Source organism: Streptomyces sp. P9-2B-2 (assembly GCF_030406865.1).
Classification (GTDB): Bacteria; Actinomycetota; Actinomycetes; order Streptomycetales; family Streptomycetaceae; genus Streptomyces; species Streptomyces platensis.
The window spans coordinates 2080889-2094552 of the sequence record NZ_CP129126.1; the positions used below are offsets into that span (position 1 = coordinate 2080889).

Here is a 13664-nt window from a genome sequence, read left to right on the forward strand (position 1 = left end):
TCTTCGGGGATGAGCGAGTGGTGGACGTCCATATCCGCACGATCCGCCGGGAGTTGGGCGACGACGCCGCGCAGCCGCGCTTCCTCGGCACGGTCCGTAACGTCGGCTACCGGCTGGTCGCACCCACCGCCCGGCCGTGACGCTGCACCGTACGCAGGCCCGACGGCCGGCCAAACCGGCCGGCCGGCGACCGGCACCGCGAAGAAGGGAGCGGACGGGGTACAGCGGATCACTGTCACCGTGAACGACCGCCAGCGCTTCTTCCTCGCACATATACGAGCCCGCCCGGGGCCGTTGGTGATCACCGTGCGGAACGCGGGTGGCGCGCCGCACACCCTCACTCTGCGGGACCGGGACGAGCATGACAGCTCCGGCATGGACAACCTCAACGGCGGCGGCACGGCAGCATCCGGCTCCACTTCACCAGTACCGGCCGGCACTCGTTCTTCTGCGCTTACCACGCCGGGACCGGAATGAGGGGGGAGGTTCTTGTCCGGTGAGTGTGCCGCGGCCCCGGAATCTCCCGCGGAATGAGTTCTACGGCTTTCACCCGCCGCCGGTAGGCGAGATGCGCCACCAGGACGGTCGCGCCCCGTCTGGCTCGAGTTCTTTGACGTTCGGGCGGGGTTCGGGCCACCAGGCCAAGACAGCACTTGGAGAGGGTGCGTCGTGACCCGGTGATCGCCGAACTGACTACCCTTCAGGAAAGGCAGCATTGGGTCAGCGTGGGTCTGACTAGAGGTGGTTACACGTGACTGGACACGCGACCGACGGCGCGCTCCCGGAGCCTGCACTTTGAAGCGCAGCCAGTCACTCAGGTCCGCAAAGCCCGGCCGGCCGTGGACGCACTCGCCGTTGATCCACTCAAGTCGCATAGCACCAGGTCAGCGCAGTCGCCCCCGCAGCTTCAAGGGGCCGGGCGGAAGCTCGGGAGCAGCCAACCGGTCGCCGTCGTAGCCGTGGACGGTGCCGAAGCGGGAGCCGGTGGTCCAGGCCGTGCGGGCGTCCTCGATGTCCTGTTGGGAGCGGCCGATGAAGTTCCACCACATCACGATCTGTTCCTCGAACGGTTCGCCGCCGAGGAGGAGCAGGCTGCTGTCGGAGTCGGCGCGCAGGGGCAACTCGCTGCGGCCGCAGCCGAGGTAGAGGAGGGTGCCGGGGGCCAGCCGGACGCCGTCCACCTCGCTCTCGCCGGAGATGGTGAGTGCCGCGTACTCGAAGTCGGGGTCGAGCGGCAGGCGGGTGTCCGCGCCGGCGGTGAGGGTGAGGTCGGCGCCGACCAGGGGGGAGTAGGTGGTGCCGGGCGAGGTGGCGCCGGCCAGTTCGCCGAGGATGACGGTGGCGGAGAGGCCGCCGCCGTTGATCACCGGCAGGTCGGTGTGGTGCTCGAAGGACGGCGCGGTGTCGCGGTGTGCGCCGGGGAGGGCCACCCAGAGCTGGGCGCCGTGCAGGAACGGGCCATGGCCGTGCGGCGATTCCTCGGAGTGGGCGATGGCCCGGCCGGACGTCATCAGGCCCAGTTCCCGGGGCCGTACGGTCTGGAGGCTGCCGAGGCTGTCGCGGTGCAGCACCTCGCCCTCGCGCAGCCAGCTGACGGTCTGGAGCCCCATGTGCGGATGCGGCGGCACCTGCATCCCGGGCTCGTCGACGATGTCGTCCGGGCCGTAGTGGTCGACGAAGCACCAGGCGCCGACCATCCGCCGGCCGAGGTTCGGCAGCAGCCGGCGGACGACGGTGCTCTCGCCGAGGGGTACCTGCTTGCCGGGCTGGACGTCGCGGACCGGGCCCGTGCGGCCGGTGCCGCCGCACAGGCTGGGCGCGGGTCTGACTTCAAGGTTGCTCATGGCGCCACGATAGGCACGGTCAGCGGCGCGGTCCGGGCAGGCACACGTAGCGCCGGGGATGATGCCCCGTCACGCATACAGCTCGCGCATCCGCACGGACAGGCAGGTCACACAGCCCTCCAGCTTCTCGAACTCGCTGATGTCCACGACGACCGGCTGATAGCCCAGGTCGGCGAAGAGCTCCGCGCTGCGCGGCGCGCCGGCGGCCATCAGCAGCTTGCCGCCGCCGAGCAGCACGACATGGGCGCCGGACTCCTCGGGGACGGGCAGGAAGCGGGGGAAGGCGGCGGGGTCGTCGACCAGCGGCGGATGGCCGATGACGGTGCCGTCCGGGAGCGCGGTCACGGCGGATTTGAGATGCAGTACGCGGCTCACCGGCACCGCGACCACGCGGGCGCCCAACGGCTCGAAGGCGGCCCGGAGTTGGCGGACGCCCTCGGCGTTGGTGCGGCCGCCGCGGCCCACGTAGACGGTGTCGCCGACCTTGAGGATGTCGCCGCCGTCCAGGGTGCCGGGCGCCCGGATCTCGTTGACGGAGCAGCCGAGCGCCTCGACGGCCGCTCGGGCGTCCCGTATTTCAGGCCGGCGCTCTCCGGCGCCGGGGCGGGCGAGCAGCGCGACATTGCGGAACATGACCATGGTGTCCTCGACGAAGACCGCGTCGGGGCAGTCGTCGGCCGGGGCGACCTCGGTGAGGTGCCAGCCGTGGTCGCGCAGCACCTGGACGTAGGACTCCCACTGGCGCAGGGCGAGGGCGGGGTCGACCGGGCGCCGGTCTATATGGGTGACCAGCCCCTCGGCGAGACGGGGACCGGGGCGGCGCACGAGCGCCTGTTTGCTGGGCATGGGGCTCCTCTTCGGGGGCCGTAGTGGTGGGTGTCGGCGGGGTCCGGTGGCCGCTCGGGCCGTGCGGTCAGTCGTCAGCCCCATACGTGGCCCGCAGGGCCTCCTCCACCGCCGCGCGGGCGGCGTGGTGGTCCAGGCCGAGGCGCCGGGCGCGGCGGGCGTAGCTCTCGGCGGCCGCGGCGGCTTCCTTGTCCGCGGCCTCGCCGGCCGCCGCGATGAAGCTGCCGTTGCGGCCGCGGGTCTCGATCACGCCGTCGGTCTCCAGGGCGCGGTAGGCCTTGGCCACGGTGTTGGCGGCCAGGCCGAGCTCTTCGGCGAGGCCGCGGACGGTGGGGAGTTTGTAGCCGACCGGCAGACCGCCGTCCCTGGCCTGGTCCGCGATCTGGGTGCGTACCTGCTCGAACGGCGCGGCGGCCGCGGCCGGATCGATGGTGAGGGTCAAGGTCTGCGGGGACACGGTGGCGCTCCTGGTGCTGGTGGTGGGGGGCGGATGCGCGACGGCGCGTACCCCTGGGGTGTGTCCCCGGGATGCGTGCGCGTACGCGTACCCGTCGGTGCGCGTGTTTGTCGCATCCATTGTGCGTCAGGAGCGCCCGCTGTGACGGGAAGTCCCCCTCTCGGGAGGTGTCAGCCCCAGGGCACGTCACGTAGGCGGTGCACGTCACGTAGGCGGTGTCCCCCAGGGAGGGGTCACAGCTCCAGGGTGGTGCCCGTCGTCCGCAGCCAGGCGTTCATGCCGAGGACCAGCTCGGCGCCGGGGCGGATGCCGGGCGTCGCGCCGTCGGCGGTGGCCTGCGCGAGGGCGCCGGAGTCCAGCAGCGGCCGGACGGGGGCGGCGCGGTCGGCGGCCAGTTCTTGCAGTTCGTCGTGCAACGCCTCGATATAGCGCGGGTCCTGGGTGCTGGGGTAGGGGCTCTTGACGCGGTCGGCCACCGCGTCGGGCAGCACATCGCGGGTGGCGGCGCGCAGCAGCGACTTCTCCCGGCCGTCGAAGGTCTTCATCGACCAGGGGGTGTTGAAGACATAGTCGACGAGGCGGTGGTCGCAGAACGGGACGCGGACCTCCAGGCCGACGGCCATGCTGGCCCGGTCCTTGCGGTCGAGCAGGATCTGTACGAAGCGGGTCAGATGCAGATAGCTGATCTCGCGCATCCGCCGCTGGAGGCCGGTGTCGCTGTCGAGGCAGGGCACTTCGGCGAGCGCCTCGCGATAGCGGCGGGCGGTGTATCCGGGCAGGTCGAGCTTGGCGAGCAGGCCGCGGTCCAGCAGCGCCTCGCGGGTGCCGTCGCCCCCGGCGAACCGGCCGGAGAGGCCGGCCGCGATCCAGGGGAAGGTGTCGGCGTGCACGGCCTCGGGGTCGTGGAACCAGCGGTAGCCGCCGAAGACCTCGTCCGCGGACTCGCCGGACAGCGCGACCGTGGACTGTTCGCGGATCGCCTTGAACAGCAGGTAGAGGGAGGTGTCGCCGTCGCCGAAGCCGTTGGGCAGGTCGCGGGCGGCGAGGACCGCGGCGCGGTGGCCGGGGTCCATCAGGGCGGTGGTGTCCAGGACGATGTCCTGGTGCTCGGCGCGGACGTGCTCCGCCAGGGCGTGCGCGTACGGCCCGTCGGGGGTACTCCGCAGATCGTCGGGCCGGAAGTTCTCGGTGTAGCCGGTGAAGTCGACGGCGAACGAGCGGACCGGGCCGCGCCCCTGGGCGGCCAGCGCACCGGCGGCGAGTGCGGTGATGGCGGAGGAGTCCAGGCCGCCGGAGAGCAGGGTGCACAGCGGCACGTCGGCGATCAGCTGGCGGTCCACGATGTCGTCGAGCAGCGTGCGGATGTGCGCGACGGTGGTGCCGAGGTCGTCGGTGTGCTCGCGGGCGGTGAGGGCCCAGTAGCGCTTGACGGTCAGCCCGCCGCGGCCGACCCGGACGAGATGGCCGGGGCGTACCTCCTGCATGCCCTGGTAGACGGCGTGCCCCGGAGTCTTGGTGAAGGTGATGAGCTCGGCCAGGCCCTCGGCGTCGACGGTGGGGCGTATGGACGGGTGGGCGAGGATCGCCTTGGGTTCGGAGCCGAACAGCACCCCGTCGGGGGTGGGGTGGTAGTAGAGCGGCTTGATGCCCATCCGGTCACGTAACAGCAGGAGTTGCCGGCTTCGTGGGTCCCAGAGCGCCAGGGCGTACATGCCGTTGAGGCGCTCGGCGAACGCCTCGCCCCATTGGAGGTAGGCGTGCAGCACCACTTCGGTGTCGCTGCGGGTACGGAAGGCGTGGCCCAGCTGCTCCAGTTCGGCGCGCAGCTCGCGGTAGTTGTACACCTCACCGCTGTAGGTGGTGACGGCCAGGGTGCGGCCGTCGTGGTTGACGGTCATGGGCTGCTTGCCGCCGTCGGGGTCGATGACGGCGAGCCGGCGGTGGCCGAACGCGGCGTGGGTGTCGAGCCAGTGGCCGGCCGCGTCCGGACCCCGGCAGGCCATGGTTGCGGTCATCGCCTCAAGGGTGGCGCGCTGTCTGGTGAGGTCGTGGTCGTAGGAGATCCATCCGGTGATTCCGCACATGCTCGCGGCTCCTCCTTCGGGGGCCGCCGCATCCGGGCGGCGGCCTGCGGCAGGCACCGTACGCGCGGATAGGTGTATCAGCCACACAAGCCGCCCCGGAGCGCCCGGAACGGGCCACGCACGCACCGCATTACGGAAAAGCGGCGGCAAAGCGGGGCCCGCATACCGGAAAAGAAGCGGCAATCCCGTCGCGTGCCGGGCTTCGGCCACTCCCCCAAGAGCCGTGTCACCTGAGCGAGTTGAGGGGTGGCCGGGGCGTCGCGCGCGCTCGCCGGTTCACCCCCTCGGGCCCGGTCCGTCGAGCACCACGGCGCGGCCGGGGCCCGACGGGTCGTGGGCGACAGGGTCTCCGGGCCGGTGCCAGTGGAGCAGGAAGCGGTGCCCGGCCCGCAGTCCGTCCAATCCGGCGCGGCAGTAGGCGGCCATGTCGTCCGGCAGCGCCGCCAGCGGGAACCACGCCAACTCCGCGCACTTGTCCGGCTCACGGTTCCACGGCTCGCCGCCCGCGCCGTATTCCGCCTCGAAGAACCAGCCGATCCGGGGCCGTGCCGGGGGCGGGGCGCAGTGCTGCATCACCAGCGCGACCCGCAGGTCCTCGGGCGCCAGCCGCAGCCCGATCTCCTCCGCGGCCTCCCGGATCACCGCCGCCCGGACGTCCTCCCCGTCCTCCGCATGGCCCGAGGGGACGTTCAGCAGACCGTCCGCATAACCGGTGCCGGACCGGCGGGCGAGCAGCACCTCGTCGCCGCGGCGCACCACCAGATGGACGTCGACCACTTCGGTGTGCCGACGGGGGAGGTCGGCGATCAGCACATACCGCTCATCGGCCACCTCCTTGCCCCACAGCGCCGGATCGTGCGCGAGGCTCTCCACTCGTGTGCGCGCCGCCAACGGCGCGACGAGGGCGGTGAGTTCGTCGGCCGGAAGACCCATCGGGTCGGCCTCGCCCCAGCGGCCCTCCACCAGCACCAGCCGGCCACCGGGGGTGAGCAGACCGGCCCAGTGCCGCAGCGCGGCCGCGGGATCGGGCAGGGCCCACAGGACATGGCGCACCAGGACGACATCGAACCGCCGCTCCCCCACGGGTGGTTCGGCGGCGTCCCCGACCAGGAACGCGGCATCGCGGCCCGCGAGCTTGGTGCGCGCCCGCTCGATCATGCGCGCGGAGCGGTCGATGCCCGTGACGCGATGGCCCTGCTCGGCGGCCAGCAGGGAGAGGCTTCCGGTGCCGCAGCCCAGGTCGAGGACGGCGGCGGGCGCGGACGGCAGCCAGGAGCGCAGCCGGGCGGCCCAGGCGGCGCGGACGGCGGGGTCGCGCAGACCGTGGTCGGGCTCCTCGTCGAAGGAGGCGGCGGCCGCTTCCCAATAGGCGGCGTCGGCGGTCGGCAGCGGTGGGTTGAGGGAGTCGGTCACGGGCTGACGGGACGGATCGGCGGGCGCTTCGGGACTCATGTGCCGATGGTGACAGCACCCACTGACAACGCCGCGGACACGGGTTCCCGGCGTGCTGCGCGGGCCGGTGGCGGGCGCCGGGGAGAGCGCCCGGACGGGGTGAGGGGGTACCGTGGAAAAGGCCGGTCGAGTGCGGCGGCGCCACCCTGAGAGAGCGCCTGTCGCACGGTGGGGACCGGCATTGGACCGGTCATATGTGTGCCTCCCAGAGCAGCCGTCTCTCCGGAGACGGCGTCTTCGACCTCACGCGGACGGCCGTGGTGATGGCCGATCGCGCGGGGGTGGCGCAGGGCTGGACGAAGGGCGCCGAGCGGCTGCTGGGGTATGCGGTGTCCGAGGCCGTCGGCAGGCCCCTGGGGGAGCTGTTCGCGGGCGTGGCCACCGGGGCGCCGCAGGACAACAGGTGGGAGTCCCGGCTGGCGTCGGCGGACGGCTGGAGCGGGCTGGAAGCCGTACGGCACAAGGACGGCCACCGGCTCGACCTGGAATTCCGCGTACTGCCGCTGATGGACGCGCAGGAGCACTCGACACGTCTCGTCCTTGCCGCCGAGATGACCCGGACGCCCTGGTCGGGAGCGAGCCGGTCGTTCCTGGAGGGCATCCTCGGCATGTCACCGATCGGCGTGGCCATGGTGAACGCCGATCTCCAGTACGTGTGGCTGAACGACGCCTTGGAGCAGATGGGCGGCACCAGCCGCGAGCAGCGCCTCGGGAAGCGGCTGGGGGACATCCAGCCGGGCCTGGCCGTGGAGGCCATCGAGGCGGAGATGCGCAAGGTGCTGGCCACCGGCACCCCGTCGGTCGGCTACGAGTACCTGGGGCACCCGGAGTCCGATCCGCAGCGGGAGCACGCCTACTCCACCTCGTTCTTCCGGATGGAGGACGAAGCCGGTCAGGTGCTGGGCGTCTGCTACATGGTCCTCGACGTCACGGAGAGCTACCGGGCGCGCCAGCGGATGGCTCTGCTGAACCGGGCCGCCGAGCGCATCGGCAGCTCCCTGGACGTCTGGCAGACCGCGCAGGAACTCGCCGACACGGCGGTTCCGGAGCTCGCCGACTTCGTCACCGTCGATCTGCTCGACGCGCTGCTCTCCGGGGAGGAGCCGCTGCCCGAGCCGGTCGATGCCGCGGATCTGTTCACCATGCGCCGGGCGGGGCAGCAGTCGGTACGCGAGGGCTGTCCCGAGGCGGTGGTGGCGGTCGGGGAGGCGGCCGCCTATCCGGCGTCGGCGCCCGTCGTGCTGAGTCTCATCGACGGCGATTCGGCGCTGTTCCAGACGCTGGATCTCGCCGGGGCCGACTGGGCGGCCGAGGACCCGGTCCGCGCGGCGCACCTGCGGGAACTGGGCTTCCACTCGCTGATGGTGGTTCCGCTCCGGGCGCGGGGCGCCTTCCTGGGGGCGGCCGCGTTCGCCCGCTGGCAGCACACCGGGCCGTTCCAGCCCGACGACCTGGTGCTCGCCGAGGAATTCGTCACCCGCGCCGCGATCTCCATCGACAACGCCCGCAGATACACCCGGGAGCACAACGCGGCCCTCACCCTCCAGCACAGCCTGCTGCCGCACGATCTGCCCGAGCAGTGCGCGGTGGAAGCCGCCTACCGCTACCTGCCGGCCGACTCGCTCAGCGGCGTCGGCGGCGACTGGTTCGATGTGATCCCGCTGTCCGGCGCCCGGGTCGCGCTGGTGGTCGGCGATGTCGTCGGCCACGGGGTGCACGCCGCGGCCACCATGGGGCGGCTGCGGGCCGCGGTGCAGGCGCTCGCCGACCTGGACCTGTCCCCGGAAGAGGTGCTGGCGCACCTGGACGACATGGTCAACCGGGTCGGCCACGACACCAACGCCGACGACGGGGTCATCGGAGCCACCTGCCTGTACGCGGTCTACGACCCGGTCGGCTGCCGCTGCACGCTGGCCCGCGCCGGCCACCCCGCACCGCTGCTCATCAGCCCCGCGGGCGAAGGCCGGCTGCTGGAGCTGCCGACCGGACCGCCGCTGGGGCTGGGCGGGATGCCCTTCGAATCCGTCGAACTCCCGTTGCCGGAAGGCAGTCTGCTGGCCCTCTACACCAACGGTCTGCTGCTGGGGAAGACGCTCGATCTCGACGGCGGGATCACCAGACTGCGTACCGCCCTGGCCGATCCGCAGGCCCCGCTGGAGGATCTCTGCGACACGGTGATCGGCGGTCTGCCGGGCGGACGGCCGGTCGATGACGTGGCGTTGCTGCTGGCCCGCACCCGGGCCCTGGCACCGGCCCAGCTGGCGACCTGGGAGATCCCCGCCGATCCGTCCGCGGTCGGCCAGGCCCGCAGGTCCGCCGCCGGCCGGCTGGCGGAGTGGGGCCTGGAGGACCTCGCCTTCTCCACCGAGCTGATCGTCAGCGAACTGGTCACCAACGCCATCCGGCACGCCTCCGGGCCGATCAGCCTGCGGATGATCCGGGCGCGGACGCTGATCTGCGAGGTGTCGGACAGCAGCAGCACCTCGCCGCACCTCCGCCATGCGCGCACCACCGACGAGGGCGGCCGGGGACTGTTCCTCATCGCCCGGTACGCCGAGCGCTGGGGCACTCGCTACACCGCCCAGGGAAAGATCATCTGGGCCGAACAGCCGCTCCGTTCGGCCGACGGCCCCGTATCGGCGAACGCCATGGACGCGCTCCTGGAGGGCCTCGACGACATCGGCGACCCGGCCCCCGTCAGCGACACCGAGGACCGCTGACCACCACTCCCGCGCGGACGGCTCCCACTGCGCACGGCTCCGCCTGCGGACGGCTCCCGCCGACGTCAACTCCCGCTGCGGGTAAGGCCCGAGAGCGGCGCAAGGTGGCCGGGGCGCTGCCGCCAGGGCAACCGGCCACCGGTACGAGGGGCACTCCCCGCCACCCGCCGATGCCCGTTTCCTCCCCACCTGCATGAGCCCCCGCTTAGCCGTCCCTTAAGCGGACCATAACGATCACCAGGATCGCCCTTTCACCGGCAAAAGCGCTGTTCAGCGGGGCTAGCGTGCTGTTCGCAAGGCGGGTCGCGGACCGTCGGCGCCGGTCACCGGGGGCGGCGCCGACGGACGCGTCCCGACCCCCACCGCTCCCCCGCCACCCCCGCTCCCCGCACCTGAAGGAGACCCCCACCATGACCGTTCGTCGCAAGGCCACCGGGATCGCACTCATCGGCATCGCCCCGCTCGCGCTCACCGCGCTGACCGCGAGCCCGGCCGCCGCACACGGCTCGATGACGGACCCGGTCAGCCGGGTCTCGGCCTGCTACGCCGAGGGCCCCGAGAGCCCGCGGTCCGCGGCGTGCAAGGCCGCCGTCCAGGCCGGCGGGGCCCAGGCCCTCTACGACTGGAACGGCGTACGGGACGGCGAAGCGGGCGGCCGGTCCCGGACCCGTATCCCGGACGGCAAGCTGTGCAGCGCCAACAGCGCCGAGTACAAGGGCCTGGACCTGGCCCGCGCCGACTGGCCGTCGTCGCCGATGCGGGCGGGCGGCCACACCTTCCACTACAAGGCCACCGCGCCGCACCGGGGTTCGTTCGAGCTGTACCTCACCAGGGCCGGCTACGACCCGAAGAAGCCGCTGAAGTGGTCCGACCTGGAGTCGAAGCCGTTCGCGAAGGTCGTCGACCCCAAGCTCGTCAACGGCGAGTACGTCTTCGACGCGAAGGTGCCGGCGCGGTCCGGCCGCCATCTGATCTACAGCATCTGGCAGCGGTCGGACAGCGCCGAGGCGTTCTACACCTGCTCGGACGTGGTCTTCGGTAAGAAGGCGGCCGGCACCGGCAGCGCGGCGGCGCCCGCGCCATCCGCCTCCGCGCCGACCGACGCCCAGATCGCGGCGGGCGCCCCCAAGTCGTCGGTGGGCACGGGCCACCACCACGGCGGCCACGGCGGCCACGACGGTAAGGCCGGCCACACGGGCACGGTCCGGTCGGCGGCCGCCGACGCCCCGGCGCCCGCCGATCGCGCGGAGGCCAACGGCGCGCACCCCGACGGCGGCTCCCGGCCGGCCGGCGGGCAGCGGCTGGCGGAGACCGGTGGGGACAGCTCCACCGCCCCGCTCGCCGTGAGCGGCGCCGCCGTGGTCGCCCTCGGCGCCGGGGTCATGTTCCTCACCACCCGCCGCAAGGCCGCCCGGCACCGCGGCTGAACCCGGCGGCCCGGCGGGTCCGGGCAGCGACGCCGCCCCTGCTTCACCGCGGGGGCGGCGCCGCCGTATCAGGAGCCGGCCGGCGGCAGCGCCTCGATGATGTCGTTGGCGACATGCTGGTAGATGATCGAGCTCCGGCAGTCGACGACCTCCCGGCGCTTGAAGACCTGGTCCATCAGGAGCGCGTGCAGCCGGTCGACGTCGGGGACGGCGACATGGACGAGGAAGTCGTCGCCGCCCGCGACGACATAGACGCTGAGCACCTCGGGCAGCGAGGTCAGAAAGGCCTTGAAGCGCTCGATGACCTCGCGGTTCATCGGGCGGATACGGACCGTGAGCAGCGCCTGTACGGGCCGGTTGAGTGCGCGCAGGTCCACGGTCGCGCGATAGCCGGTGATCACTCCCCGGGCGCGCAGGGCCCGGACCCGCTCCAGGCAGGTGGAGGGCGCGATGTTCAGCCGACGGGCCAGGTCACGGTTGGTCTGCCGTGCATCGCGCTGGAGTTCACGCACAATCGCCGAATCAATGTCGTCCATGAGCCCCATGGTGCCGCAGCCGCCGAATTATGTTCGGTGAGAGGCCGGATTGATCAATCCAACGGTTACGTTCTGCGACTGTGACCGTACAACAAACATCCCTCCCGGCATCCGCACTACCGGATGTACGGCGGCTGGGCGTCGGCAGCGGTACCGCGCTGTGCGCCGGGGCCGTCCTCGGGCCCGGCGTGCTGACGCTGCCGTCCCTGGCCGCCGCCGCGGCCGGCCCCGCCTCGATCCTGGCCTGGGTGGTCCTGCTCGCCCTGTGTGTGCCGGTGGCCGCCTCCTTCGCGGCGCTCGGCGCGCGGTTCCCCGACGGCGGGGGCGTGGCCACCTACGTACACCGGGCGATCGGGCCGCGGGCGGCGGCCGTAGTGGGGTGGTGGTTCTACGGGGCGGTGCCGATCGGCGTGGTCTCGGCGTCGTGGATCGGCGGGAAGTACGTGGCCGACGCGGCCGGTTGGGGCGGCACCGGCGCGGCCGTGGTGGCCGGGGCGGTGGTCGCGGTGGCGCTGGTCTCCAACGCGGTGGGGCTGCGGCTGTCGGGCCGGGTGCAGCTGCTGCTCGGCGGGCTGCTGGCGGTGGTGCTGCTGGGTACCGTGCTGGCCGCCGCCCCGCAGGTGTCCGCCGCCCACTTCACCCCGTTCATGCCGGGCGGCTGGTCCTCGGTCGGGTCGGCGGCCGTGGTGCTGTTCTTCGCGTTCGCCGGGTGGGAGGCGGCCAGCCATCTGTCGGGCGAGTTCGCCGATCCCGGACGGGATCTGCCGCGGGTCACGCGCCGTACGCTCGCCGTCATCACCGTGCTCTACCTGGGGCTCGCGGTGGCCACGATCGGTGCGCTGGGGCCGGCCGCGGCCGGGACCGAGACTCCGCTGACCGAGTTGCTCGCCCGGAGCGTGGGCGGCGCCGCCCGCCCCGTGGCCGCCGTGGCGGCGCTCTTTCTGACCTTCGGCGCGGTCAACTCGTATCTGGCCGGGGCCTCCCGGCTCGGTGCGGCGCTCGCCCGGGACGGGGCGGCGCCGCGCGCACTGGCCAAGGGCGGCGCGCCGGGCGAGGTGCCGCGGCGGTCACTGGCGGTGCTCGGCGGGGCGGCCGTGCTCGTGGGGGCGGCGGCGGGCTTCGGCGGCGCCGACCTGGACCTCCTGATGAGGGCCACCGCCACCTGTCTGGCGGCGGTGACCCTCGCCGGCCTGGCCGCCGCGCTGGTGCTGCTGCCCCGCCGCACTCCCCTGTGGTGCGGCGGATGCGTGAGCGCCCTGCTGACGGCGGCCGTGCTGGCCTTCTCCGGATGGCTGCTGCTGATCCCGGCGGGACTCGCCTGCGCGGCCGTCGGCTTTCTGACGCTGCGGCGGGTCACCCGATGAGGCGGACGTAGGCCGCCACGGTGTAGTGGACCGGGCCGTGGCCGCCGGCCGCGCCCGGTGCCGGCGGGCCGTCGAGCAGCATCGCGGGCCAGTCGTGGCGCGGCCAGAGCGGGTCGGTGCCGCCGGACAGGCCGTCGATCAGCAGACCGGCCTCGGCCCCGGACACCGGCAGCTCCCACTCGTGCATGTTGCAGACACCCATCGCGCCCTTCCTCACCTGGTCCGCACCCCTTCCGCACTCGTTCTAGAGGCGCATCTCCAATATAGTGGAGAGTACCCTCTAGAACATGGCCAGGCCACCCCGGTTCGACACCGCACAGCTCCTCGACGCCGCCGTACGACTGGCGGCCGAGTCCGGGCCGTCGGGTGTCACCATGTCCGCGGTCGCGGCCGCCGCCGGCGCCCCCAGCGGCTCGCTCTACCACCGTTTCGCCGGCCGCTCGGCGCTGCTCGCCGAGGTGTGGCTGCGTACCGTCGAGGGCTTCCAGGCGGGCTACTTCGAGGCCCTCGAATCCTCGGACGACCCGCGCGCCGGGGGCCGGGCGGGCGCCCGGCACATCGTGGCGTGGAGCCGCACCCACCCGGACGAGGCCGCGCTGCTCCTGTACGGGGCCCAGGAGTTCGGGCGGGACGACTGGTCCGACGAGCATCTGCTGCGCGCGGAAGAGGGGAACATGGAGGTCCGGGCCGCCCTGGCGGCGCTCGCGGGGGCCCTGGGGCTGCACGGCAGAGAGGGCTTCGACCGGGTGACGCTCGCCGCCGTCGACCTCCCGCTGTCACTGGTCCGCCGCCATCTGCGCGGCGGCACCCCACTGCCCCCGCACGCCGAGGACCTGGCGGAGCGGTGCACCGACGCCCTGTTGGCCGCCGGCTGACCCTCACGCCCGATACGGAGCGCGGCCCGGCCCCGCCGCGGCAGCGGGCCGGGCCGGCT

General features: G+C 73.0%; 13 protein-coding genes. 6 read left to right on the forward strand and 7 right to left on the reverse strand.

Translation table 11 applies throughout. From position 1 onward, the window contains the following. Positions 1–20 precede the first annotated feature (20 nt). The gene (locus QT196_RS09015; protein ID WP_290354714.1) at positions 21–140 is read left to right on the forward strand and encodes a helix-turn-helix domain-containing protein; all 120 of its coding nucleotides are present in this window, start codon (positions 21–23) and stop codon (positions 138–140) included. A gap of 267 nt (positions 141–407) precedes the next feature. Then, positions 408–500 (forward strand): plastocyanin/azurin family copper-binding protein, encoded by a 93-nt coding sequence (locus QT196_RS39350; RefSeq protein ID WP_353962384.1) that lies wholly within the window; start codon positions 408–410, stop codon positions 498–500. Positions 501–884: 384 nt separating this feature from the next. Here QT196_RS39350 and QT196_RS09020 read toward each other — a convergent pair whose 3' ends face one another. From QT196_RS09020 to QT196_RS09040, 5 genes are all read right to left on the reverse strand, one after another. After that, positions 885–1844: a pirin family protein gene (locus tag QT196_RS09020; RefSeq protein WP_168478412.1), complete on the reverse strand. Its 960-nt coding sequence runs from the start codon at positions 1842–1844 to the stop codon at positions 885–887. A gap of 69 nt (positions 1845–1913) precedes the next feature. Next, positions 1914–2690, reverse strand: a complete 777-nt coding sequence (gene ddaH / locus QT196_RS09025; RefSeq protein ID WP_168478413.1) for a dimethylargininase — start codon at positions 2688–2690, stop codon at positions 1914–1916. 67 nt (positions 2691–2757) lie between these two features. Continuing rightward, positions 2758–3147: a GntR family transcriptional regulator gene (locus QT196_RS09030; RefSeq protein ID WP_168478414.1), complete on the reverse strand. Its 390-nt coding sequence runs from the start codon at positions 3145–3147 to the stop codon at positions 2758–2760. 233 nt (positions 3148–3380) lie between these two features. Next, on the reverse strand, positions 3381–5231 hold the full coding sequence (asnB, locus tag QT196_RS09035; RefSeq protein ID WP_168478415.1) for an asparagine synthase (glutamine-hydrolyzing): 1851 nt from the start codon (positions 5229–5231) through the stop codon (positions 3381–3383). Between the two features lie 276 nt (positions 5232–5507). Further along, positions 5508–6683, reverse strand: a complete 1176-nt coding sequence (locus tag QT196_RS09040; RefSeq protein ID WP_290354715.1) for a methyltransferase domain-containing protein — start codon at positions 6681–6683, stop codon at positions 5508–5510. Between the two features lie 194 nt (positions 6684–6877). On the opposite strand from QT196_RS09040, the gene QT196_RS09045 reads away from it, so the two are divergent. After that, positions 6878–9403, forward strand: a complete 2526-nt coding sequence (locus QT196_RS09045; RefSeq protein WP_290354716.1) for a SpoIIE family protein phosphatase — start codon at positions 6878–6880, stop codon at positions 9401–9403. 410 nt (positions 9404–9813) lie between these two features. Next, positions 9814–10830, forward strand: coding sequence for a lytic polysaccharide monooxygenase (locus QT196_RS09050; protein WP_168478418.1), 1017 nt, complete (start codon positions 9814–9816; stop codon positions 10828–10830). Positions 10831–10898: 68 nt separating this feature from the next. Here QT196_RS09050 and QT196_RS09055 read toward each other — a convergent pair whose 3' ends face one another. Then, positions 10899–11366 (reverse strand): Lrp/AsnC family transcriptional regulator, encoded by a 468-nt coding sequence (locus QT196_RS09055; RefSeq protein WP_168478419.1) that lies wholly within the window; start codon positions 11364–11366, stop codon positions 10899–10901. A gap of 80 nt (positions 11367–11446) precedes the next feature. On the opposite strand from QT196_RS09055, the gene QT196_RS09060 reads away from it, so the two are divergent. After that, entirely contained in the window at positions 11447–12730 is a 1284-nt protein-coding gene (locus QT196_RS09060; RefSeq protein ID WP_266735753.1) for an APC family permease, read from the forward strand. Here the strand turns inward: QT196_RS09060 and QT196_RS09065 are convergent. After that, positions 12720–12932, reverse strand: a complete 213-nt coding sequence (locus QT196_RS09065) for a hypothetical protein (RefSeq protein WP_266735751.1) — start codon at positions 12930–12932, stop codon at positions 12720–12722. The two genes, QT196_RS09060 and QT196_RS09065, sit on opposite strands and share 11 nt — an antisense overlap. An 85-nt stretch (positions 12933–13017) precedes the next feature. Here QT196_RS09065 and QT196_RS09070 point away from each other — a divergent pair, with 85 nt between their 5' ends. Further along, complete coding sequence (locus tag QT196_RS09070; protein WP_290354717.1) at positions 13018–13605, forward strand: TetR/AcrR family transcriptional regulator; 588 nt, start codon at positions 13018–13020, stop codon at positions 13603–13605. The last annotated feature ends 59 nt before the right edge of the window (positions 13606–13664 follow it).

What these genes read in the sequence shown, in the direction of transcription:
- QT196_RS09020 (WP_168478412.1), bottom strand. Translation starts at nt 1,844, where the DNA reads ATGAGCAACCTTGAAGTCAGACCCGCGCCCAGCCTGTGCGGCGGCACC.
- ddaH (WP_168478413.1), bottom strand. Translation starts at nt 2,690, where the DNA reads ATGCCCAGCAAACAGGCGCTCGTGCGCCGCCCCGGTCCCCGTCTCGCC.
- asnB (WP_168478415.1), bottom strand. Translation starts at nt 5,231, where the DNA reads ATGTGCGGAATCACCGGATGGATCTCCTACGACCACGACCTCACCAGA.
- QT196_RS09040 (WP_290354715.1), bottom strand. Translation starts at nt 6,683, where the DNA reads ATGAGTCCCGAAGCGCCCGCCGATCCGTCCCGTCAGCCCGTGACCGAC.
- QT196_RS09045 (WP_290354716.1), top strand. Translation starts at nt 6,878, where the DNA reads ATGTGTGCCTCCCAGAGCAGCCGTCTCTCCGGAGACGGCGTCTTCGAC.
- QT196_RS09050 (WP_168478418.1), top strand. Translation starts at nt 9,814, where the DNA reads ATGACCGTTCGTCGCAAGGCCACCGGGATCGCACTCATCGGCATCGCC.
- QT196_RS09055 (WP_168478419.1), bottom strand. Translation starts at nt 11,366, where the DNA reads ATGGACGACATTGATTCGGCGATTGTGCGTGAACTCCAGCGCGATGCA.
- QT196_RS09065 (WP_266735751.1), bottom strand. Translation starts at nt 12,932, where the DNA reads ATGGGTGTCTGCAACATGCACGAGTGGGAGCTGCCGGTGTCCGGGGCC.
- QT196_RS09070 (WP_290354717.1), top strand. Translation starts at nt 13,018, where the DNA reads ATGGCCAGGCCACCCCGGTTCGACACCGCACAGCTCCTCGACGCCGCC.